The sequence below is a fragment of the Neptuniibacter sp. SY11_33 genome (assembly GCF_047778025.1).
In the GTDB taxonomy this organism is placed as follows: Bacteria; Pseudomonadota; Gammaproteobacteria; order Pseudomonadales; family Balneatricaceae; genus Neptuniibacter.
Genome location: NZ_CP180543.1, coordinates 2,440,938 through 2,467,351, shown reverse-complemented (window position 1 = coordinate 2,467,351; position 26,414 = coordinate 2,440,938). Strand labels below are relative to the sequence as shown.

8 protein-coding genes, 5 tRNA genes and 1 other RNA gene are annotated in these 26,414 nt (G+C 46.1%); 4 read left to right on the top strand and 10 right to left on the bottom strand.

The genetic code is table 11. The features are described 5' to 3' along the window. Window positions 1-157: 157 nt before the first annotated feature. On the bottom strand, window positions 158-937 hold the full coding sequence (locus tag ACMXYV_RS11655; RefSeq protein WP_415888657.1) for a hypothetical protein: 780 nt from the start codon (window positions 935-937) through the stop codon (window positions 158-160). Window positions 938-1,014: 77 nt separating this feature from the next. Then, entirely contained in the window at window positions 1,015-3,105 is a 2,091-nt protein-coding gene (locus ACMXYV_RS11650; RefSeq protein WP_415888656.1) for a carboxy terminal-processing peptidase, read from the bottom strand. A 153-nt stretch (window positions 3,106-3,258) separates the two neighbouring features. Between ACMXYV_RS11650 and ACMXYV_RS11645 the strand changes: the two genes are divergently transcribed. The 3 genes from ACMXYV_RS11645 to ACMXYV_RS11635 all read left to right on the top strand — a co-directional run bounded on the left by ACMXYV_RS11645 (window position 3,259) and on the right by ACMXYV_RS11635 (window position 5,341). Continuing rightward, window positions 3,259-3,780, top strand: coding sequence for an FKBP-type peptidyl-prolyl cis-trans isomerase (locus tag ACMXYV_RS11645; protein ID WP_415888655.1), 522 nt, complete (start codon window positions 3,259-3,261; stop codon window positions 3,778-3,780). Between the two features lie 8 nt (window positions 3,781-3,788). Further along, window positions 3,789-5,072: a M18 family aminopeptidase gene (locus tag ACMXYV_RS11640; RefSeq protein WP_415888654.1), complete on the top strand. Its 1,284-nt coding sequence runs from the start codon at window positions 3,789-3,791 to the stop codon at window positions 5,070-5,072. Window positions 5,073-5,170: 98 nt separating this feature from the next. Then, a complete protein-coding gene (locus ACMXYV_RS11635) occupies window positions 5,171-5,341 on the top strand; it encodes a DUF6435 family protein (RefSeq protein ID WP_415888653.1) in 171 nt (56 codons plus the stop codon). Window positions 5,342-5,401: 60 nt separating this feature from the next. Here the strand turns inward: ACMXYV_RS11635 and ACMXYV_RS11630 are convergent, their stop codons facing one another. The 8 genes from ACMXYV_RS11630 to ACMXYV_RS11595 form a co-directional block, all read right to left on the bottom strand. Next, the gene (locus ACMXYV_RS11630; RefSeq protein ID WP_415888652.1) at window positions 5,402-6,196 is read right to left on the bottom strand and encodes a M15 family metallopeptidase; all 795 of its coding nucleotides are present in this window, start codon (window positions 6,194-6,196) and stop codon (window positions 5,402-5,404) included. Continuing rightward, window positions 6,193-7,380, bottom strand: coding sequence for a YARHG domain-containing protein (locus tag ACMXYV_RS11625; protein ID WP_415888651.1), 1,188 nt, complete (start codon window positions 7,378-7,380; stop codon window positions 6,193-6,195). The genes ACMXYV_RS11630 and ACMXYV_RS11625 overlap by 4 nt, the downstream gene beginning before the upstream one ends. A gap of 171 nt (window positions 7,381-7,551) precedes the next feature. Next, window positions 7,552-7,672, bottom strand: a non-coding RNA gene (locus ACMXYV_RS11620) — RtT sRNA. Between the two features lie 41 nt (window positions 7,673-7,713). Then, window positions 7,714-7,790 (bottom strand) — tRNA-Pro (locus ACMXYV_RS11615). 44 nt (window positions 7,791-7,834) lie between these two features. Beyond that, window positions 7,835-7,911: transfer RNA gene (locus ACMXYV_RS11610), tRNA-Pro, on the bottom strand. A 44-nt stretch (window positions 7,912-7,955) separates the two neighbouring features. Continuing rightward, window positions 7,956-8,032: transfer RNA gene (locus ACMXYV_RS11605), tRNA-Pro, on the bottom strand. A 6-nt stretch (window positions 8,033-8,038) separates the two neighbouring features. Next, window positions 8,039-8,114: transfer RNA gene (locus tag ACMXYV_RS11600), tRNA-Asn, on the bottom strand. A 22-nt stretch (window positions 8,115-8,136) separates the two neighbouring features. After that, window positions 8,137-8,212 (bottom strand) — tRNA-Asn (locus tag ACMXYV_RS11595). Window positions 8,213-8,523: 311 nt separating this feature from the next. Here ACMXYV_RS11595 and ACMXYV_RS11590 point away from each other — a divergent pair. Beyond that, window positions 8,524-26,295, top strand: coding sequence for a Calx-beta domain-containing protein (locus ACMXYV_RS11590; protein WP_415888650.1), 17,772 nt, complete (start codon window positions 8,524-8,526; stop codon window positions 26,293-26,295). The last annotated feature ends 119 nt before the right edge of the window (window positions 26,296-26,414 follow it).

Below are 26,414 nucleotides of genomic sequence, written 5' to 3'. Positions count from 1 at the left end.
TTGGATAACAGCACTTCAGCCTGTAAAACCGGATCTACAGGGTCAGTTTAATAATTATGAAGAGGGCGTTTTGACCGGTGTAGCGCCCAACTCAAAAGAAATTGAGCGCACATTATACAGTAAATTGACAGAGAGTGTATAAGGTTTTAGCGGATTATTAAAAAGGCTTATCGTAATCGTCCAGACGGGCGTAAAGTGCTGTTTGGCAAGGTTTTACAACTGTATCTAGATCGGTTTTTAACTCACTGGTTAAATTGCTGCTATCTTGTTTACGGAAAAATTGAGTGATAAGGCGCTCTTCACGAGGAGAGTTTGCTGCGATTTCAATACCGTCTCCAACGCAGAAGGAGAATTCAGGCATGTAGGTTTTTACGAGATCTTCGCGCTCGCTATCGGATAGAATTAAGCGTTTACCACCAATGAACTTCTTATACTCGTTACCTGCTGCTGCGGACATTGCTTCTATCTGTAGATTGGAGAAGCGGCGGGCATCGGGCATATCAATAAGCAAAGTTTTTAGTTGTCTCTCTACTTCAGCGACTTCCTCTGTAATGGTCAAAGGTGCGAAATGCTCATTAAGTTTTTTGTATTCTTCTAGGGCGGCTATTTCGGCCTTAAGCCCTTCTATCTTTTTTTGATAAACTTCCTGTTCATCCAGTAGTTTTTCATTATCAGCCATTAAGCCTTTAATGACTTTCTGAGTGGGGGTGAGTTTATCTTGTGCGAAGGTTGCTGGAAGTTGCTTGGTTCCGAGCTCGCCGGTTGATTCAGTGTGGACATTACTGGGTAAAACAGTGAAACCAAACTTTTCCAAGTCCTTTAGGTTTTCTTGGTGTTGGCCTTGCATTTCGTTATAAGCAAAATAACCACCGCCGCCAAGAACAGCTAAAACAATTGGAATGATGATCAGTACTACAAGAAGCTTTCTGGTATTCATTGTTTACTGCTTTCCTATCTTGGTGGCTGACGTTCTTGGTCTAGAGCTGCGCAGCGATTGCTCGCTACGCATCGTCCTTATTTTTGTTCGCTCTTTGGTGTTTCGTTAGCTGAATATTGCAGCTGTAGGAAGGCGGTATCAAGTAGAATTCTTCCGCTTTCTACTAGCATTGCTTCAGCTTCTGGGTTGATAGGTCTGCCTTGAGCGTCTTTCTCTAAATCCTCATCAAGCTCTGATAGTGATTTAATTGGTGGTAGCTGTTTTTTGCTGCGACGACGGTTTTCGGCATTAACTTGCCATTCTTCCGCTTTCTCCCGTTCAATCTTAAGCGCTGATTCTTGTAGAGGAATAAGACTGCTTTCCTTGCGTACTTCGTTGAGATGCTCAACTTGTTCGCGCATGAAAATAAAGTCAGGATTCGTCATGCTTCGCGATTGATAGCGTGAATTTATCTGGGTTAAAAATTGTTTCAGATTTGGGTAAACGCCATGAGGAGCAGATCGAACTTTATCCCAAGCTAGAGCTTGATCCAGTGCGCTTTCTCCAATGATCTCCGGATCATATAGGGTAGGGAATGTGATATCTGGCATTACCCCTTTATTCTGCGTGCTGTCGCCAGAAATTCGATAAAACATGGCGTGCGTTAGTTTAAGTTGGCCGTGGTTAAGCGGTAGCAAGGTTTGAACTGTGCCTTTACCAAAGGTTTGGCCGCCAATAACGATGCCGCGGTTGTAATCTTGGATTGCACCGGCAAAAATTTCAGATGCTGAAGCCGATAGGCGATTAACCAGAACGGCCATTGGCCCACCGTAAGACACTTTAGGGTTGAGATCGCGAAGCACCTCAACTCGACCTGTAGAGTCTTTTACCTGAACTGTGGGACCGCGCTGTATAAATAGACCTACAGTGTCATTTGCTTCACGTAGAGAGCCGCCACCATTGTTGCGAAGGTCCACGATCAGGCCGTCAACATTTTCGTCTTTTAGTTCTTGAATAAGTTTTTCTACATCGCGAGAGGTACTTTTATAGTCGTCATCGCCACGTTGTAGTGCTGCAAAATCAATGTAGAAGGCTGGTATCTCAATTACGCCAAGTTTGAACGGTTGGCCTAGATGTTCAATTTCAAGTACGCGCTTTTGGGCGGACTGTTCTTCTAATTTTACTTTATTGCGAACAATTTTTACGATTTTAGAGGGGATGTCTTCACGTTCAGATGTCTTTACTTCGAGTCTAACCGTGGTGCCTTTTGGGCCGCGAATAAGTTGTACAACGTCATCCAATCTCCAGCCTACGACATCTTCGATATCGCCATCTTCACCTTGGCCGACACCGATGATACGGTCGGTCGCCTTTAGTTGGCCGGTTTTTTCTGCAGGACCTGCAGGTACAAGGCGAACAATCTGAGTGAATTCGTTTTCACTTTTTAATACAGCACCAATCCCTTCAAGAGATAAGCTCATATTGATTTTAAAGTTCTCAGATTTTCTTGGTGAGAAATACTGGGTATGTGGATCGTATTGCTTGGTGAAAGCGTTGGCAAACGACTGGAATACGTCTTCGCTATTTACCTGTAGACTTCTTTTTAGTTGATTCTTGTAGCGTTTTATAAGAACTTCTCGTGCTTCTTTTTCAGTTTTATCAGCTAAAAGCAGGTTGAGAAGAGCGCTCTTTAGTCGACGATCCCAAAGCGCATTCATATCTACCTTCGATTCGATCCAAGAAGCATTTTCTCGATCGGTATTTAGACTTTCATCAATAGAAAAATCAAATACTTTGCCTTGTTCTAATTCATCAATAATGAACTCTAGGCGGCCTTCAATGCGCTCTTGATAGCGGTTGAAAATGAAATAAGCTGCAGAGAGTTCTCCTGAGCGAATTTGGTCGTCCAGTACCAAGCGATATTTTTCGAACTCATCTATATCGCTTTTGTAAAAATAGCTACGTGCTGGGTCGAGGTCCTTAATATATTGATTAAAGATCTGTCCAGATAATGAATCATCCAAATTGACTCTGTTATAGTGGCCTAGTTTGAGCGATTCTGTAATTTCTAATAACGTTTGCTTATGCACTGGCTCGGATTTGAGCGGTGTTGCAAGTGCATTGGCGGTACTTGGAATTAGGAAGGATAACGCAGTAAACAACAGTGGCTTTAATAGCGATCTATGCATAATGTAAGTCTTAATTCAGCGCTCTGGATTTAACTATGACCCTAAAAAAGGGGTGTGAGTTCCCTGTCACGGTTTGTTGAGTGTAGACATGCGCGGCACTGTTGTAAAATCAATTGCTTATAAAGAGTGTATGGATTTATTTGGTATTCGTTTATGAACATGAAATTCGTAGGTTTTACCGCTCTGGCGATGGCGCTAGGGATAGTTAGTGGTTGTGGTGAAGATCCGGAAGAGAAAAAGTTTCGTCAGGCGTTAGTTGAGAAAGCGCTTAACGATGATGTAAGAAAAGAAGGAGTGGCATTCCTCGAATCCAATGCAAAAGATCAAACTGTAAAAGTAACAGCGAGTGGCTTGCAATATAAGATTATTAAAGCTGGAGAGGGTGGGAGCCCTAATGTTACTGATACTGTAACTGTTCATTACGAAGGCACGCGTGTTGATGGGCATGTATTTGATAGCTCTTATAAACGAGGTGAGCCGAGCTCCTTCCCGTTAAATCGCGTTATTCGCGGCTGGACTGAGGGTTTAGCTATGATGAATAAAGGGGCGGTTTGGATGTTTTATATCAAGCCGGAGTTGGCTTACGGTGCCACTAGCCCAACTGTTGATATTCCTGCGAATTCAACTTTGATATTTAAAGTTGAATTAATCGACTTTACAGCTTCTGAGAAATAGGATTTTTAATGACAGACTTAATTGCAGATTTACAGTTGTTCTTAGAAGCGTCCCCAACGCCGTATCATGCGGTAAAGGGAATGTCGCAGCGCTTGGCTGAAAATGGTTTTGTAGAACTGCGTGAAGAAGATAGTTGGCAGTTAAAAGCGGGTGGAAAATATTATGTCACTCGAAATGGTTCTTCCATCATTGCTTTGTCTTTACCGCATGATGCAAGTTTGGCTGAATCTGGTTTGCGTATGGTGGGTGCTCATACTGATTCACCTTGTTTAAAGGTTAAGCCGGTTCCTGAGCTGAATCGTCATGGTTATCAGCAGTTGGGTGTTGAGGTTTATGGCGGTGTGTTGTTAAACCCTTGGTTTGACCGTGATCTGTCTATGGCAGGACGAGTAAGTTATAAATCTTTAAAGGGTGAGCGTTGTCAGGCATTAGTTAACTTTAAAGATCCAATCGCGCTAATTCCGAGTTTGGCTATCCACCTAGATAGAGAGGCAAATAAAAGTAGAACAATCAATGCTCAAACCTATTTGCCAGTTATTGTGGGACAAGGAGACAAAGAGTTCAGCTTTAAGCAGATGCTAACAGATAGATTATCTATTGAAGGTGTTGAGGATGTTGCTGAGGTTCTTGATTATGAAATCTCGCTTTATGATACGCAAAAGCCAGCACTGACAGGGTTAAAGAAAGAGTATTTGTCATCTGCGAGACTGGATAATCTATTAAGTTGCTACATGGGCTTGGCTGCATTGTTGCAATCTGATTTTGAGCAAGGGGCGCTTTTGGTCTGTAATGATCATGAAGAAGTAGGCAGTATGAGTTCTTCTGGTGCTCAGGGGCCAATGTTGAGTCAGGTGTTGGAGAGATTGATGCCTGATGTTGAACAGAGAGTGCGGATGATAAGTCGCTCCATGATGATCTCGGCAGATAACGCTCATGGTATTCATCCTAATTTTGCGGATAAGCACGATGCAAACCATGGTCCTTTGATTAATGAGGGGCCTGTAATTAAGCTAAATGCGAATCAGCGCTATGCTTCAAATAGTGAAACGAGTGCGATATTTAGGGATCTCGCTCAGCAGGTGAATGTTCCGGTTCAGGCATTTGTTGTAAGAAGTGATATGGCATGCGGTAGTACCATAGGGCCAATTACAGCTGCGGAGCTGGGTGTGAAAACACTGGATATTGGTGTTCCGCAATTTGCGATGCACTCGATTCGTGAAATGGCTGGCACTAAGGATGTTGTTAATTTGACGAAAGTGTTGGCCAAATTCTTCGGAGAGTCAGTCGTTTAATCATATATTGTTCATATTAAAACCGGTTACAGTGTCTATGTGATCGGTTCACTTTCTCCTCTCGTAATATCTGTTTCTTTGACGTTAAGGTGAAATAGATGTTCTCGTTTCTGAAATCCAATCCTGAGAAAAAACTTAAAAAAGAATATAACGCCAAGCTTGAGCAAGCTATGCAGGCGCAGCGAAATGGTGATATAGAAAAGTATTCATTTCTAATACGAGAAGCTGAAGAGTTGTATGGGCAATTAAAAAAGCTTGAGAATCAATGACTTTCTCTGCTTTTAAAGCCCTTGGTCGCGTGAGTTGATATGTTATCTTGCGGATTTAATCTAATTTTTATCGCCTTTATTTTCTTCGTTTGAGCATTTGTGTGCATTGGCAATAGCGATCAGTTCAGGTCGAAACTCAAAATGCATAGTGTCGTAGTGATACCAGCGACCACCCCAGATAAATCCGTGTTTTTCGAAAATAGAAATAATTTTGCTCGGGTACTGGTTTTTATAGGGAGTAACCTTTCCTTTAGATGATGACCACTTCCAGTATGCTGCATATTTGGTATTCAAATCTATCGCTGCTGCAAAACTGTGTACAGATAAACGATTGGTCCCGGAAATATTACGCCAGTTAAACGTACCGGCGGAGGGGGTTAGATACATTTTTAGTTTGGGGTATTGGCTGAGTTCTTTCTGTACCCTAATTAGTGCCTCTGCTGCGCCATGATTTTTAGTCATGGCTAGTTTCTGTCCGAACCAATCTATCTGTTGTGTATTTTTGCCTACTTGTTGCTTGTTATCGCCAAAAAGGAACTTAAGCAGCGATTGTGAACGAATTCTGCCTGGGTCAAAGTTAACATCAGCTTGGGTAGCGCAGTTTTCTAGAGGGTAAATTTGTTCCAGCGTATCTTGAATGTCAGCGCCTACTAACTTTTCCTTATGGTTTTTCACTTTTTTGTCATCAATAAGCCATTTGGTGCCATCTTTAGCGTACAGGTATTCAGGATCTACGTGAGAAAGTAGGCTGGGGTAGCTAGCAATAAGCAAGTTGAGCTTTTCGTCCAGTGTGACATTTGCAAAGCCAAGGCTGGAGTGAGCAATCAATAATATAAAAGTGATTAATTTTTTCATCGTTCCAGGGACTTAATTAGTTTGACATTTGCTGACTCAATTTCGGACAGGTTGACTTGCTTAGTCCTTGGCTTATACCAGCTTTTGGCTGAGAAATACTGGTTTAAGTCTTGAGATGAAAAGATGTAACCATGTCTGGCGAAAATTTCATTACGGACAAAGCGCAGTTCTGATCTTGAATAGTGGCGAAGCTCATTTTTTGTGATCAAGCGGTTGCTGGAATGAGGTAGGAGCCAATCATGTTTCTGACTTTTTACTGACAGAGTGGTGTTGTTTGGTTGTCGCTCTAGATTGCGCAAAAAGCCAACATTGTAACGTTCGATAGGGGATAGATTTACAGCTCGGGTACTAGGTGTATACCACGGCTTATCACCAAACCACTTGGCTAACTCTGGTGAATTAAAAATATAGCCGTGTCGCGCAAAAATTTCGTTTCTTGCTAAACGTAATTTGGTGTGATTAAAGCCGGAGACATCTGCTGTGGTCAGTTGGCGCAGGTTGCTCATGGCCAAAACAATTCCGGATTGATTCTGGCTGGATTGTGGAGACTGTTTAGGTTGTGATCTAGGCTGGCTTTTGGGTTTATAGCCATTAACCAAGCGTTGCCATCTATCCCAGCCTTTTTTAACAGCAACTAATCGTTGATCTCGGGGAGGGTGGCTAAAAGAACCGCGCGTAGGGAGTGTCTGCCAAAGTGATTGTGCTTCGGCTAAGCTTGCGCCTAATCCCGCTAAGACAAATCCTGCATAACTATCTGCTTCTAGTTCAGTAGGTGGTCTGCTACCGATTGCATCAATAGTATGACCTTGCAAGTGATGACCGATTTCATGGGCGAGAACACCATAAAGTCGCCATTGGCTTCGAGGGTTTCCCTTTAAGGACTCCATCCAAACGGGGTTATAGACTAAGAATCTTTTTTCGTTGCGAATAAGTGCAGCGGCGTTGCCTGAATTACGAATACGAATTTCAAAATTTGGCTCTAAACCAGATACCTGTAGGATATCGTCTACCACCTCATGGATGCGGCCAAAGCTGAAGCCATCTTCCTGAATTAGTTCGTCTGTCTCTTTTGAGGTTTGTTCGCAACGTTCGAAATCACAAACGATGTTGTTGGCAAATAAATTGGAGCTCAAAAGAAGGGTGAATAGGCCCGCTTGAACATACTTTATAGAAGGTCTGCGCATATCTGATCTGCCATCATAGAGATGTTACAACGTGGTAAAGTGCTAATATACGTTAAGAAATTAAGTATGACTATTAGTCAGAATGATATAAAAGGGTGTTGTTAAGCATCATACAGAGCGTATTTATGCAGAGCTACTTATGTGTTTATGAAAGGATGCACTGAATAAAAGTGGTCGGAGTGGAGGGATTATTCGCTACGCTTACCCTGCGGGTCGTCACTTCGTTCCGTTATCTCGCTGCGCTCAGTTCGAACCCCTTTGGGTGTTCTCATCCCTAAAATATACTGCTAATGATTTGGTTTATCGTGATGAGCTAAATTGAGAATATTAAGATGGTCGGAGTGGAGGGATTCGAACCCCCGACCCTCTGGTCCCAAACCAGATGCGCTACCAAGCTGCGCTACACTCCGACGATGATACTTGATCAGGTATTGAGGAATTTTGCTAATGAAAATGGTCGGAGTGGAGGGATTCGAACCCCCGACCCTCTGGTCCCAAACCAGATGCGCTACCAAGCTGCGCTACACTCCGACGATAATACCTGAGCAGGTATTCAGAATATTTGCCAATGAAAGTGGTCGGAGTGGAGGGATTCGAACCCCCGACCCTCTGGTCCCAAACCAGATGCGCTACCAAGCTGCGCTACACTCCGACTTAATGGCTCCCCGAGCTGGACTCGAACCAGCGACCAATAGATTAACAGTCTACTGCTCTACCAACTGAGCTATCGGGGATCATCAGCTGTACTATCAAAGTTGGCTCCCTGAGCTGGACTCGAACCAGCGACCAATAGATTAACAGTCTACTGCTCTACCAACTGAGCTATCAGGGATTAGCCTTGAAAGTGCGGCGTATCTTAATGACCAAGGGGTAGGGCGTCAAGGGATTTTTTATAAAAAATTCAATGATTTTTAGGGTTGATTATAGCGTAAACAATTTTAGCTGAGATTAGTTCGAATTTTGTTCAGATAAAGTACATGTAAGCTATGTAAGGTGGGTTTTTGATTTTAAATTAAGTTGATCTAACTTATTAAAAACTAGAAAAAAAATGGTACCTGTACCTCGGTACAATAGTTTTTAATGTCTTGTGCATCTATAAAGGGTGTAATCACCCAAAGATCTGTTTTCTAAGGATTAGTAAGTATGAACGTTATTGGTACAGTTTCGCATCTAATTGGTCGTGCAGTAGCTATTAAAGCAGACGGTACAGAAAGACTATTGGTATTAGGCGACGAGATATACGCAGACGAGATGGTTCGCGTTGCGCCAGATGCATCTATCGAAATAGCAATGGAAGGCGGCGATCCTGTTCGACTAGAAGGTGGTCAGAACTGGTTGGCTAGTAGCGAGACATATATAGAAGCAGATAACTTCGATCTTACAGAAGCTGTAGCGGATGTGGAATCTATTCAAGCGGCTATCTTGGCGGGCGCCGACCCTACAGAGGTTGCCGAAGAAACTGCCGCGGGTGGTAATGCTCCAGCAGCGGGCGGTCAGGGTAATGAAGGTTCAAGCACGGTAAATATTGAGCGTACAGCACAGGAAGTAGATCCAACTGCTGGTTATGAAACTACAGGCTTTGCGCAGGGTGATGACGCGCTTGAGCAATTTGGTGGAATCAATAACGAACAGATCATTCCTGAAAGTATAGAAATTAATCTTGTTGGTCCTGCGACGGTAATAGAGGGTGAGGTAGCAACTTACACAATCACTATCAGTCGTGCGCCAACCACCGATATGACTATTAGTGTGACAACTGGTCATATCACAACAGATGACGGTGATTTAGTCCCTGTTGTTCAGGATGTTGTTATTCCTGCCGGTCAGACATCTGTAACTTTTGATGTAGATACACTCGATGATGTGTTGGCCGATAGCGGTGAACGTTATTCTGCGAATATTAATTCTATTTCTGGCGGTGGCATTAACGATATTGAAGTCGTTAACGGCACAGTGGTTACAACAATTTTGGATGATAGTAATCCAGGTACCTCAGAGCCGGATCAAGAGACTGCGATTGTATCCCTAACAGGCCCAGCGACGGTAATCGAAGGCAACACAACAACGCCTTATACCGTATCGGTAGATCAGCCAGCAGCTGATGTGACTTCACCAATTACTGTTACATTCACATACAGTGGTGTAGCGGTAGACGGCACTGACTTCACTGGCGTAGCCAGCGTTCAGATCCCAGCGGGTAGCAACTCTACAACGTTCACGATCGATACGTTGGATGATGTACTTGCTGAGATGTCCGAGACATTTACCATCGAGATCGATTCGATCACGGACAGCAACTTCGAGAGCATCGCTGAAGATGCCGTGAACAACTCCGTTGATACAGCGATCACAGATGACTCTGATCCGACTACAACTGAACCAGATCAAGAGACTGCTTACGTATCCCTAACAGGTCCTGCGACTGTCATCGAAGGCAACACAACAACGCCTTATACAGTATCGGTTGACCAGCCAGCGGCTGATGTAACAAGCCCGATCACTGTAACGTTTACTTACAGTGGTGTAGCGGTAGACGGTACTGACTTCACTGGCGTAGCCAGCGTTCAGATCCCTGCAGGTAGCAACTCTACAACGTTCACGATCGATACGTTGGATGATGTACTTGCTGAGATGTCCGAGACATTTACCATCGAGATCGACACGATTACGGACAGCAACTTCGAGAACATCGCTGAAGATGCCGTGAATAACTCTGTTGATACAGCGATCACAGATGACTCTGATCCAACCACAACTGAGCCGGATCAAGAGACTGCTTACGTATCGCTAACAGGTCCTGCATCTGTAGTAGAAGGCAACACGACTACGCCTTACACGGTATCGGTTGATCAGCCAGCGGCTGATGTGACTTCACCGATTACAGTGACATTCACATACAGTGGTGTAGCGGTAGACGGTACTGACTTCACTGGCGTAGCCAGCGTTCAGATCCCTGCAGGTAGCAACTCTACAACGTTCACCATCGATACGTTGGATGATGTGCTTGCAGAGATGTCCGAGACATTTACCATCGAGATCGACACGATCACTGACAGCAACTTCGAGAACATCGCTGAAGATGCCGTGAATAACTCTGTTGATACAGCGATCACTGATGACTCTGATCCAACCACAACTGAACCGGATCAAGAGACTGCGATTGTATCCCTAACAGGTCCTGCGACTGTCATCGAAGGCAACACAACAACGCCTTATACAGTATCGGTAGATCAGCCAGCGGCTGATGTAACAAGCCCGATCACTGTAACGTTCACATACAGTGGTGTAGCGGTAGACGGTACTGACTTCACTGGCGTAGCCAGCGTTCAGATCCCAGCGGGTAGTAACTCTACAACATTCACGATTGATACGTTGGATGATGTGCTTGCTGAGGTATCCGAGACATTCACCATTGAGATCGACACGATCACGGACAGCAACTTCGAGAACATCGCTGAAGATGCCGTGAACAACTCTGTTGATACAGCGATCACAGATGACTCTGATCCGACTACAACTGAACCAGATCAAGAGACTGCTTACGTATCCTTAACAGGCCCAGCGACGGTAATCGAAGGCAACACGACTACGCCTTATACCGTATCGGTTGACCAGCCAGCGGCTGATGTGACTTCACCAATTACTGTTACATTCACATACAGTGGTGTAGCGGTAGACGGCACTGACTTCACTGGCGTAGCTAGCGTTGAGATCCCAGCAGGTAGCAACTCGACAACGTTCACCATCGATACGTTGGATGATGTGCTTGCAGAGATGTCCGAGACATTTACCATCGAGATCGATTCGATTACGGACAGCAACTTCGAGAACATCGCTGAAGATGCCGTGAACAACTCAGTTGATACAGCGATCACAGATGACTCTGATCCGACTACAACTGAACCAGATCAAGAGACTGCTTACGTATCCCTAACAGGTCCTGCGACTGTCATCGAAGGCAACACAACAACGCCTTACACAGTATCGGTAGATCAGCCAGCGGCTGATGTAACAAGCCCGATCATTGTAACGTTCACATACAGTGGTGTAGCGGTAGACGGTACTGACTTCACTGGCGTGGCTAGCGTTCAGATCCCTGCAGGTAGCAACTCTACAACGTTCACGATCGATACGTTGGATGATGTACTTGCTGAGGTATCCGAGACATTCACGATTGAGATCGATTCGATCACGGATAGCAACTTCGAGAATATAGCTGAAGATGCCGTGAACAACTCTGTTGATACAGCGATCACAGATGACTCTGATCCAACAACAACTGAGCCGGATCAAGAGACTGCTTACGTATCCTTAACAGGTCCTGCGACTGTCATCGAAGGCAACACAACAACGCCTTACACTGTATTGGTTGACCAGCCAGCGGCTGACGTGACTTCACCAATCACTGTAACGTTTACTTACAGTGGTGTAGCAGTAGACGGCACTGACTTCACTGGCGTAGCTAGCGTTGAGATCCCAGCAGGTAGCAACTCGACAACGTTCACCATCGATACGTTGGATGATGTGCTTGCAGAGATGTCCGAGACATTTACCATCGAGATCGACACGATCACTGACAGCAACTTCGAGAACATCGCTGAAGATGCCGTGAACAACTCAGTTGATACAGCGATCACAGATGACTCTGATCCGACTACAACTGAACCAGATCAAGAGACTGCTTACGTATCCCTAACAGGTCCTGCGTCTGTCATCGAAGGCAACACAACAACGCCTTACACAGTATCGGTAGATCAGCCAGCGGCTGATGTAACAAGCCCGATCACTGTAACGTTCACATACAGTGGTGTAGCGGTAGACGGTACTGACTTCACTGGCGTGGCTAGCGTTCAGATCCCTGCAGGTAGCAACTCTACAACGTTCACGATCGATACGTTGGATGATGTACTTGCTGAGGTATCCGAGACATTCACGATTGAGATCGATTCGATCACGGATAGCAACTTCGAGAACATCGCTGAAGATGCCGTGAACAACTCAGTTGATACAGCGATCACAGATGACTCTGATCCGACTACAACTGAACCAGATCAAGAGACTGCTTACGTATCCCTAACAGGTCCTGCGTCTGTCATCGAAGGCAATACAACAACGCCTTACACAGTATCGGTAGATCAGCCTGCGGCTGACGTGACTTCACCGATTACAGTGACATTCACATACAGTGGTGTAGCGGTAGACGGCACGGACTTCACTGGCGTAGCCAGCGTTCAGATCCCTGCGGGTAGCAACAGCACAACGTTCACGATCGATACGTTGGATGATCTTCTAGCCGAAGGCGCTGAGACATTCACGATTGAGATTGATACGATCACGGATAGCAACTTCGAGAACATTGCTGAAGATGCCGTGAACAACTCGGTTGATACCGAAATCACAGACAACGATGGTGCTACAGTATCCTTAATTGGCCCTGCGTCTGTTATTGAGGGAGATACAACTACACCTTATACCGTATCGGTGGATCAGCCTGCAGCATCTGTTGTTACACCAATTACGGTTACATTCACTTACAGTGGTGTAGCGGTAGACGGTACTGACTTCACCGGTGTTGCAAGTGTTGATATCCCAGCGGGCAGCAACTCTACAACGTTCACGATTGATACGTTGGATGATGTGCTAGCGGAAGGTGCTGAGACGTTTACGATTGCTATAGATAGCATCACCGATACGAATTACCCAATTATTGGTCCTGATGCGACGAATAACTCCGTTGATACCACGATCACTGACGATGCTGATCCAACCACAACTGAGCCGGATCAAGAGACTGCGATTGTATCCCTAACAGGTCCTGCGACTGTCATCGAAGGCAACACAACAACGCCTTATACCGTATCGGTAGATCAGCCAGCAGCTGATGTGACTTCACCAATCACGGTTACATTCACATACAGTGGTGTAGCGGTAGACGGTACTGACTTCACTGGCGTGGCTAGCGTTCAGATCCCAGCGGGTAGCAACAGCACAACATTCACGATCGATACGTTGGATGATGTGCTTGCTGAGGTATCCGAGACATTCACGATTGAGATCGATTCGATCACGGACAGCAACTTCGAGAACATTGCTGAAGATGCCGTGAACAACTCCGTTGATACAGCGATTACTGATGACTCTGATCCAACAACAACTGAACCGGATCAAGAGACTGCTTACGTATCCCTAACAGGTCCTGCGACTGTCATCGAAGGCAACACGACTACGCCTTACACCGTATCGGTAGATCAGCCAGCAGCTGATGTGACTTCACCAATTACTGTTACATTCACATACAGTGGTGTAGCGGTAGATGGTACTGACTTCACTGGCGTAGCCAGCGTTCAGATCCCTGCAGGTAGCAACTCTACAACGTTCACGATCGATACGTTGGATGATGTGCTTGCTGAGGTGTCCGAGACATTCACCATCGAGATCGATTCGATCACGGATAGCAACTTCGAGAACATCGCTGAAGATGCCGTGAACAACTCTGTTGATACAGCGATCACAGATGACTCTGATCCGACTACAACTGAACCAGATCAAGAGACTGCTTACGTATCCTTAACAGGCCCAGCGACGGTAATCGAAGGCAACACAACAACGCCTTACACGGTATCGGTTGACCAGCCAGCGGCTGATGTGACTTCACCAATTACTGTTACATTCACATACAGTGGTGTAGCGGTAGACGGTACTGACTTCACTGGCGTAGCCAGCGTTCAGATCCCTGCGGGTAGCAACAGCACAACATTCACCATCGATACGTTGGATGATGTACTTGCTGAGATGTCCGAGACATTTACCATCGAGATCGATTCGATCACGGATAGCAACTTCGAGAACATCGCTGAAGATGCCGTGAACAACTCTGTTGATACAGCGATCACAGATGACTCTGATCCGACTACAACTGAACCAGATCAAGAGACTGCTTACGTATCCCTAACAGGCCCAGCGACTGTCATCGAAGGCAACACAACAACGCCTTACACAGTATCGGTTGATCAGCCAGCAGCTGATGTAACAAGCCCGATCACTGTAACGTTTACTTACAGTGGTGTAGCGGTAGATGGTACTGACTTCACTGGCGTAGCCAGCGTTCAGATCCCTGCAGGTAGCAACTCTACAACGTTCACGATTGATACGTTGGATGATGTGCTTGCTGAGGTGTCCGAGACATTCACCATCGAGATCGATTCGATTACGGACAGCAACTTCGAGAGCATCGCTGAAGATGCCGTGAATAACTCCGTTGATACAGCGATCACAGATGACTCTGATCCGACTACAACTGAACCAGATCAAGAGACTGCTTACGTATCCCTAACAGGCCCAGCGACTGTCATCGAAGGCAACACAACAACGCCTTACACAGTATCGGTAGATCAACCAGCGGCTGATGTAACAAGCCCGATCACTGTAACGTTTACTTACAGTGGTGTAGCGGTAGACGGTACTGACTTCACTGGCGTAGCCAGCGTTCAGATCCCTGCAGGTAGCAACTCTACAACGTTCACGATCGATACGTTGGATGATGTACTTGCTGAGATGTCCGAGACATTTACCATCGAGATCGACACGATTACGGACAGCAACTTCGAGAACATCGCTGAAGATGCCGTGAATAACTCTGTTGATACAGCGATCACTGATGACTCTGATCCAACCACAACTGAACCGGATCAAGAGACTGCGATTGTATCCCTAACAGGTCCTGCGACTGTCATCGAAGGCAACACAACAACGCCTTATACAGTATCGGTAGATCAGCCAGCGGCTGATGTAACAAGCCCGATCACTGTAACGTTCACATACAGTGGTGTAGCGGTAGACGGTACTGACTTCACTGGCGTAGCCAGCGTTCAGATCCCAGCGGGTAGTAACTCTACAACATTCACGATTGATACGTTGGATGATGTGCTTGCTGAGGTATCCGAGACATTCACCATTGAGATCGACACGATCACGGACAGCAACTTCGAGAACATCGCTGAAGATGCCGTGAACAACTCTGTTGATACAGCGATCACAGATGACTCTGATCCGACTACAACTGAACCAGATCAAGAGACTGCTTACGTATCCTTAACAGGCCCAGCGACGGTAATCGAAGGCAACACGACTACGCCTTATACCGTATCGGTTGACCAGCCAGCGGCTGATGTGACTTCACCAATTACTGTTACATTCACATACAGTGGTGTAGCGGTAGACGGCACTGACTTCACTGGCGTAGCTAGCGTTGAGATCCCAGCAGGTAGCAACTCGACAACGTTCACCATCGATACGTTGGATGATGTGCTTGCAGAGATGTCCGAGACATTTACCATCGAGATCGACACGATCACTGACAGCAACTTCGAGAACATCGCTGAAGATGCCGTGAACAACTCAGTTGATACAGCGATCACAGATGACTCTGATCCGACTACAACTGAACCAGATCAAGAGACTGCTTACGTATCCCTAACAGGTCCTGCGTCTGTCATCGAAGGCAACACAACAACGCCTTACACAGTATCGGTAGATCAGCCAGCGGCTGATGTAACAAGCCCGATCACTGTAACGTTCACATACAGTGGTGTAGCGGTAGACGGTACTGACTTCACTGGCGTGGCTAGCGTTCAGATCCCTGCAGGTAGCAACTCTACAACGTTCACGATCGATACGTTGGATGATGTACTTGCTGAGGTATCCGAGACATTCACGATTGAGATCGATTCGATCACGGATAGCAACTTCGAGAACATCGCTGAAGATGCCGTGAACAACTCAGTTGATACAGCGATCACAGATGACTCTGATCCGACTACAACTGAACCAGATCAAGAGACTGCTTACGTATCCCTAACAGGTCCTGCGTCTGTCATCGAAGGCAATACAACAACGCCTTACACAGTATCGGTAGATCAGCCTGCGGCTGACGTGACTTCACCGATTACAGTGACATTCACATACAGTGGTGTAGCGGTAGACGGCACGGACTTCACTGGCGTAGCCAGCGTTCAGATCCCTGCGGGTAGCAACAGCACAACATTCACGATTGATACGTTGGATGATGTGCTTGCTGAGATGTCCGAGACATTCACCATCGAGATCGATTCGATCACGGATAGCAACTTCGAGAACATTGCTGAAGATGCCGTGAACAACTCTGTTGATACAGCGATCACTGATGACTCTGATCCAACCACAACTGAACCGGATCAAGAGACTGCTTACGTATCCCTAACAGGTCCTGCGACTGTCATCGAAGGCAACACAACAACGCCTTACACCGTATCGGTTGATCAGCCAGCAGCTGATGTGACTTCACCGATTACAGTGACATTCACATACAGTGGTGTAGCGGTAGACGGTACTGACTTCACTGGCGTAGCCAGCGTTCAGATCCCAGCAGGTAGCAATTCTACAACGTTCACGATCGATACGTTGGATGATGTACTTGCTGAGATGTCCGAGACATTCACCATCGAGATCGACACGATCACGGATAGCAACTTCGAGAACATCGCTGAAGATGCGGTGAACAACTCCGTTGATACTGCGATCACAGATGACTCTGATCCGACTACAACTGAACCAGATCAAGAGACTGCTTATGTATCCCTAACCGGTCCTGCGTCTGTCATCGAAGGCAATACAACAACGCCTTACACGGTATCGGTTGATCAGCCAGCGGCTGATGTAACAAGCCCGATCACTGTAACGTTTACTTACAGTGGTGTAGCGGTAGACGGCACTGACTTCACTGGCGTAGCCAGCGTTCAGATCCCTGCAGGCAGTAACAGCACAACATTCACGATTGATACGTTGGATGATGTGCTTGCTGAGGTATCCGAGACATTCACGATTGAGATCGACACGATCACGGACAGCAACTTCGAGAACATCGCTGAAGATGCCGTCAATAACTCCGTTGATACAGCGATCACTGATGACTCTGATCCAACAACAACTGAGCCGGATCAAGAGACTGCGATTGTATCCCTAACAGGCCCAGCGTCTGTCATCGAAGGCAACACAACAACGCCTTATACCGTATCGGTAGATCAGCCAGCGGCTGATGTGACAAGCCCGATCACTGTAACGTTCACATACAGTGGTGTAGCGGTAGACGGTACTGACTTCACCGGCGTAGCCAGCGTTCAGATCCCTGCAGGTAGCAACTCTACAACGTTCACGATTGATACGTTGGATGATGTGCTTGCTGAGGTATCCGAGACATTCACGATTGAGATCGATTCGATCACGGATAGCAACTTCGAGAACATCGCTGAAGATGCCGTGAACAACTCTGTTGATACAGCGATCACAGATGACTCTGATCCAACCACAACTGAACCGGATCAAGAGACTGCTTACGTATCCCTAATCGGTCCTGCATCTGTAGTAGAAGGCAATACAACAACGCCTTATACCGTATCGGTTGATCAGCCAGCGGCTGATGTGACTTCACCAATCACTGTAACGTTTACTTACAGTGGTGTAGCGGTAGACGGCACTGACTTCACTGGCGTAGCCAGCGTTCAGATCCCAGCGGGCAGTAACTCGACAACGTTCACGATCGATACGTTGGATGATGTGATTGCTGAGATGTCCGAGACGTTCACTATCGAGATTGATTCGATCACGGACAGCAACTTCGAGAACATTGCAGAAGATGCCGTGAACAACTCGGTTGATACTGAAATTACAGATAATGATGGTGCTCTAGTTTCTCTTACTGGCCCTGCGTCTGTTATTGAGGGGGATACAACCACACCTTATACCGTCTCTGTGGATCAGCCTGCAGCATCTGTTGTAACACCAATTACTGTGACATTTACATACAGTGGTGTAGCGGTAGACGGTACTGACTTCACCGGCGTAGCAAGTGTTGATATCCCAGCGGGCAGCAACTCTACAACGTTCACGATTGATACGTTGGATGATGTGCTAGCGGAAGGTGCTGAGACGTTTACCATTGCTATTGATAGTATTACTGACACTAACTTCCCTGTAATTGGCCCTGATGCGACGAATAGTTCCGTTGATACCACGATCACTGACGATGCTGATCCAACAACGACTGAGCCGGATCAAGAGACTGCTTACGTATCGCTAACCGGTCCTGCGACTGTCATCGAAGGCAACACGACTACGCCTTATACCGTATCGGTAGATCAGCCAGCGGCTGATGTGACTTCACCAATTACTGTTACATTCACATACAGTGGTGTAGCGGTAGACGGTACTGACTTCACTGGGGTAGCCAGCGTTCAGATCCCTGCGGGTAGCAACTCTACAACGTTCACGATCGATACGTTGGATGATGTGCTTGCTGAGGTGTCCGAGACATTCACGATTGAGATCGATTCGATCACGGATAGCAACTTCGAGAACATCGCTGAAGATGCCGTGAACAACTCTGTTGATACAGCGATCACAGATGACTCTGATCCAACCACAACTGAACCGGATCAAGAGACTGCTTACGTATCCCTAACAGGTCCTGCGACTGTCATCGAAGGCAACACAACAACGCCTTACACTGTATCGGTTGACCAGCCAGCGGCTGATGTGACTTCACCGATTACAGTGACATTCACATACAGTGGTGTAGCGGTAGACGGTACTGACTTCACTGGCGTAGCTAGCGTTCAGATCCCTGCGGGTAGCAACTCTACAACGTTCACGATCGATACGTTGGATGATGTACTTGCTGAGGTATCCGAGACATTCACCATCGAGATCGACACGATCACGGATAGCAACTTCGAGAACATCGCTGAAGATGCCGTGAACAACTCTGTTGATACAGCGATCACAGATGACTCTGATCCAACCACAACTGAACCGGATCAAGAGACTGCTTACGTATCCTTAACCGGTCCTGCGTCTGTCATCGAAGGCAATACAACAACGCCTTACACGGTATCGGTTGATCAGCCAGCGGCTGATGTAACAAGCCCGATCACTGTAACGTTTACTTACAGTGGTGTAGCGGTAGACGGCACTGACTTCACTGGCGTAGCCAGCGTTCAGATCCCTGCAGGCAGTAACAGCACAACATTCACGATTGATACGTTGGATGATGTGCTTGCTGAGGTATCCGAGACATTCACCATTGAGATCGATTCGATCACGGACAGCAACTTCGAGAACATCGCTGAAGATGCCGTGAACAACTCTGTTGATACAGCGATCACAGATGACTCTGATCCGACTACAACTGAACCGGATCAAGAGACTGCTTACGTATCCCTAACAGGTCCTGCGACTGTCATCGAAGGCAACACAACAACGCCTTACACAGTATCGGTAGATCAGCCAGCGGCTGATGTAACAAGCCCGATCACTGTAACGTTTACTTACAGTGGTGTAGCAGTAGACGGTACTGACTTCACTGGCGTGGCTAGCGTTCAGATCCCTGCGGGTAGCAACTCGACAACGTTCACGATTGATACGTTGGATGATGTGCTTGCTGAGGTGTCCGAGACATTCACCATCGAGATCGATTCGATCACGGACAGCAACTTCGAGAACATCGCTGAAGATGCCGTGAACAACTCTGTTGATACAGCGATCACTGATGACTCTGATCCAACCACAACTGAACCGGATCAAGAGACTGCTTACGTATCCCTAACAGGTCCTGCGACTGTCATCGAAGGCAACACAACAACGCCTTACACCGTATCGGTTGACCAGCCAGCGGCTGATGTGACTTCACTGATTACAGTGACATTCACATACAGTGGTGTAGCGGTAGACGGTACTGACTTCACTGGCGTAGCCAGCGTTCAGATCCCAGCGGGTAGCAACTCTACAACGTTCACGATCGATACGTTGGACGATGTCCTAGCAGAAGGTGCTGAGGCGTTCACTATCGAGATTGATACTATCTCTGATAGCAACTTCGAGCATATTGCTGAAGATCCGACTAACAATGCAGTCGAAACTACGATTACTGATGATGCTGATCCAAGCACAACAGAGCCAACGACTGAGACAGCGTTTGTATCTATTACAGGCCCTGCATCTGTAATCGAAGGCAATACAACAACGCCTTATACCGTATCGGTTGATCAGCCAGCGGCTGATGTGACTTCATCTATTACGGTGACATTCACATACAGTGGTGTAGCGGTAGACGGTACGGACTTCACTGGCGTAGCAAGTGTTGAGATCCCTGCAGGCAGCAGCTCTACAACGTTCACGATCGATACGTTGGACGATGTCCTAGCAGAAGGTGCCGAGGCGTTCACTATCGAGATCGATACGATCACGGACAGCAACTTCGAGCATATTGCTGAAGATCCGACTAACAATGCAGTCGAAACTACGATTACTGATGATGCTGATCCAAGCACAACAGAGCCAACGACTGAGACAGCGTTTGTGTCTATTACAGGCCCTGCATCTGTAATCGAAGGCAATACAACAACGCCTTACACGGTATCGGTTGATCAGCCAGCGGCTGACGTGACTTCACCGATTACAGTGACATTCACATACAGTGGTGTAGCGGTAGACGGTACGGACTTCACAGGCGTTGCAAGTGTTGAGATCCCTGCAGGTAGCAACTCTACAACGTTCACGATCGATACGTTGGATGATGTCCTAGCAGAAGGTGCTGAGGCGTTCACTATCGAGATTGATACTATCTCTGATAGCAACTTCGAGCATATTGCTGAAGATCCGACTAACAATGCAGTCGAAACTACGATTACTGATGATGCTGATCCAAGCACAACAGAGCCAACGACTGAGACAGCGTTTGTATCTATTACAGGCCCTGCATCTGTAATCGAAGGCAATACAACAACGCCTTATACCGTATCGGTTGATCAGCCAGCGGCTGATGTAACAAGCCCGATCATTGTAACGTTTACTTACAGTGGTGTAGCGGTAGACGGCACTGACTTCACTGGCGTAGCCAGCGTTCAGATCCCAGCGGGTAGCAACTCTACAACGTTCACGATCGATACGTTGGATGATGTTCTAGCGGAAGGTGCTGAGGCGTTCACTATCGAGATTGATACTATCTCTGATAGCAACTTCGAGCATATTGCTGAAGATCCGACTAACAATGCAGTCGAAACTACGATTACTGATGATGCTGATCCAAGCACAACAGAGCCAACGACTGAGACAGCGTTTGTATCTATTACAGGCCCTGCATCTGTAATCGAAGGCAATACAACAACGCCTTATACCGTATCGGTTGATCAGCCAGCGGCTGATGTAACAAGCCCGATCATTGTAACGTTTACTTACAGTGGTGTAGCGGTAGACGGCACTGACTTCACTGGCGTAGCCAGCGTTCAGATCCCAGCGGGTAGCAACTCTACAACGTTCACGATCGATACGTTGGATGATGTTCTAGCGGAAGGTGCCGAGGCGTTCACTATCGAGATCGATTCGATCACGGACAGCAACTTCGAGCATATTGCTGAAGATCCGACTAACAATGCAGTCGAAACTACGATTACTGATGATGCTGATCCAAGCACAACAGAGCCAACGACTGAGACAGCGTTTGTGTCTATCACAGGCCCTGCATCTGTAATCGAAGGCAATTCAACAACGCCTTACACGGTATCGGTTGATCAGCCAGCGGCTGACGTGACTTCACCGATTACAGTGACATTCACATACAGTGGTGTAGCGGTAGACGGTACGGACTTCACTGGCGTAGCAAGTGTTGAGATCCCTGCAGGCAGCAACTCTACAACGTTTACTATCGATACGTTGGACGATGTCCTAGCAGAAGGTGCCGAGGCGTTCACTATCGAGATCGATACGATCACGGATAGCAACTTCGAGCATATTGCTGAAGATGCAACTAACAATGCAGTAGAAACTACGATTACTGATGATGCTGATCCAAGCACAACAGAGCCAACGACTGAGACAGCGTTTGTTTCTATCACAGGCCCTGCGTCTGTAATCGAAGGCAATACAACAACGCCTTACACAGTATCGGTGAACCAACCTGCAGCGGATGTTACAACTCCGATTGTTGTTTCATTTACTTACAGTGGTATCGCGGCTGATGGTAGTGACTTCACAAGTGTTGCAAGCGTTACAATACCAGCGGGTAGTAACTCAACAACCTTTACGATTGATACATTGGAAGATGGTGTAGTCGAAGCTGCTGAATCATTTGAAATTACTATCGATTCCATTACTGATAGTAACTTTGAACACATTGCAGCTGATAGTTCTGCAGGTTCTGTTACCACTGAAATCATTGATGATGACCACGCTCCAGTTGCAGTTGATGACCCTGGATTCGTTACAGGTGGCCTAGCTTCTGAATACTATGGTTACAGAGAAGGTATTGATGGTGGCAACCTAACTAGCGTTCAGCAGGTTAAGGACTACGTTGAAGCTAATACAGCTGAAATCACCTTCACTTCTACGCAGATTAACTATGGTTATGATGATGCGAATGGTAACAACCGTTATGACGCTGGTGAGGTTGTTGGTACAGGTGATCTAGCTGATGATGTTGCCGCAGGTGGTGGTGTTCCAAGTAACCTTGAAGAGTTCTTGAAACAAGATGCCGCGTCTATCCAAGGTTCTAGTACGCAAGCAGCTACAGATGGTGTGGTACATATCTCTGGTATGATCGACATCCCAGCAGATGGTACATACACCTTTGACGTGCAGCATGATGATGGCTTTGTGGTATATGTAGATGGCATTGATATCTTCAACTACGACAACATCACGCCACCAACAGAGTCTATTAAGACTGTTGAGTTGACAGGCGGTAAGCATACCGTTGAGGTGTTCTACTGGGATCAAGGTGGCAATTATGTCTTTGACCTGCAGTTATTGGATGGTTCTGATACGAATATTTGGGTTGCTGATAACCTTTCTTACCCAGTATCTGATCCAATCGTTACTGAAGAAGATACGCCGGTTGATATCAATCTAGTTGCCAACGACTCGGATCTAGACGGTGATTTAGACCCATCATCTATCCAGATTGAATCCGATCCAGCTAACGGCACTGTGACTGTTCACGCTGATGGCACTGTGACTTATGACCCTGCTGATGATTTCTATGGTGTAGATACCTTTACTTACACTATTCGAGATTTGGCTGGTAACGTATCTAATGTTGCAACAGTGACAGTCGCTGTGAATGCTGTGAACGACCTTCCGGTTATCTCTGTTGATGGTCCATTAACTGTATCTGAGGAAGCACTTCCTACTGTTGGCGTAATTGACGGACCTGAAGATGCTGCCGACACAACTTCAGCAACAGGCACAATCACAATTGCAGATGTTGATCATTCTGAATTCTTTATCTCTCTAACAGGCCCAGCAGGTGTAACTGCCGGTGAAGATCAAGATCCTGTTACTTGGACTTGGGTAGCTGATACCAATGCCGGTAATGGCACTCACGGTGTTCTAACGGGTACGAATAGCGTTACAGGAGCAACTGTAGCGACTGTTACAGTATTCGATCCTGTTGATGCAGGTAACGGTACTCAGACTGCTGACTATACAGTTGATCTAGTTTCTGCAATCACTCACCCAGCTGGGAATGGTGAAAATGTTGAACAGCTAACATTTGTCGCTGACGTTTCTGACGGCCGCGACAGTGTTCAGACAGATCTGATTGTTAATGTTGAAGATGATGCAATCGTTGGCTTCGATATCAATCAGACACTACTAGGTGATCAAGATATCACTACAACAAACCTTATCCTTACACTAGACCGTTCTGGCAGTATGGCGGATGATTTCTACAATGATGGCCTGTTCTATCTTGAAATCGCTCGCGATGCGCTTAAGCAGCTAATGGAATCTGCGGATGGTGCGGGTAATGTCAATGTGATGATTGTTGACTTCTCTGATAACACAGGAAGTAGTGGTTGGTTAGTCGATGATGTTGAGTCGGCTTATACTTATCTAGATAATTTGGTCGCTAATGGTGGTACTCAATACGATACAGCGCTTAACCAAGTAATGAATTCGTATGAATTGGTAACTCCTCCACCTGCAGATCAGACATTTGCTTATTTCGTAACTGACGGTGTACCAAACAACAACCGCGGTGTTGATAGTACGGTTACTTACACATCTGATGCTGGTACATCATTATCTGGTCCTGAAGCTTGGCAGGCATTCCTTGAGGACAACAGTATTACTGAGTCTTATGCAATCGGTATAGGTAATGTAATCGCTAATAGTGGCTCTGCAGTTAACCACCTAAACGATGTTGCTTACTCAACGGATCCTGCATACGTAAATGCGAATAACAGCAACTCAGAAGAAGAAAATACAATTCTTCTGTCTGATCCAAATGACTTGGCTAACGCATTGCTTGAAGCATTCAGCAGCGACTCTATCACGGGTACAGTTGATAGTACGCTAGGTACTTCTGGTGATAGCGGCTTCCTATTGGGCGCCGATGGTGGTCATATCACATCGATCACTATCGACACTGTTCAGTATCTATATAACCCAGATACTTCAACAATGTCGGCAATCCCTGCTTCTACTGATCTTACTGGTCTGGTATCGGGAGCTAATAATGAGATTCTGACTGTGGATACTGCGCTAGGCGGTGAGATGCAGTTGAACTTCATTACAGGTGAGTACAGCTACAACATTACTGTTACAACTACTCTGTTGGGTTCTCAAGAGCAGTTCCCAATCACTGCGGTCGACAATGATGGTGATACAGCGTCGTTGAATCTGACATTGGATATCGACTTCACTGCAGCCATTGATGCTAACCGTGATAATGTGATTACCAACATTGCCCAAGGTTCTCCAGTGATTATTCCTAAGGTTGCCTTGTTACATAACGATGAACTAAGTGGAGATGCTTCGCTATCGTCTGTTAGCAATCCGATATTGGGCTCTATTGTTGATAATGGCGATGATATCGTCTTTACATCAAATTCAAATGGTTTCGGATCTGAAGCGACAATCATTAATGAAGATAGTGCTGACCGTGAAAACAATGAGCAGAACAATACAACAGCAACAGCTGTTGAGTTGCCTCGTTCAGCGTTTGGTATTGGAGGTACTGGATTTGGTGGCTCTTCATTCGTCAATCAGTATCCGACAGCTGCGTACTTCGGATCTATTCATGATCAAAATGGCGCAGGCCAAGATGAAGATTGGTTGAAAGTGGAACTCTTCGAAGGTGAGCGTATCCACTTCGATATTGATAACTTCAGTAATGATGATATGGATATTGAAATTATGACTCCAAGTGGATCTTCATTCACTCAGGTCGATGGAGGCGGTGAGCCGTTCCTATGGTATACAGCGAGTGAATCAGGCACGTACTACATAAAAGTGGTATCTGAAAGTAGTTCGAATCAGGATGATACATACGAATTGTATATGTCGATTGATTCGAGTGCGGCTTCTTCAGAACCGCAGTTCGAGTACGAGTTAAGTAATACTGGAATTTCTGATTCAACTATCGTGGATATCACTGAGGTCTCTGGTAGCACTCTAACGGGCACAGAGCATGACGATATCTTACTAGCAGGTGCTGGAAACGATATCCTAACTGCAGGTGAGGGCGATGATGTTCTTATCGGCGGTGCGGGTAATGACATCTTAACCGGTGGTGCAGGTGAAGATCTGTTTGTATGGTCTAAGTCCGATCTAGGTACGGGTGGTGCACCAGCTGCAGATGAGATCAATGACTTTAATACTTCAGAAAATGATGTAATTGATCTATCGGATGTACTATCTGATGGTTCGCATGTGATCTCTGCGGTAGAGAATCTTGATGGCAACTTACAGCTGCAAATCACTGATGCATCGAGCTCGAATGTTGTTCAGACAATCGACTTGAACAATGTTGCAGCGGATGCGGATACAGCGGCGCAACTACAGCAGCTTCTTGATAACAACAACATCGATGATGGTATCAACTAATAATCGATAGAGTTATCAACTAGTTAAAAGCACCCTTTATGGGTGCTTTTTTGTTTTCTGGGGGAAGAGATAATCCTGTCTATATGCAACTACGAATATAGTGGATTTAGCCCTTATCC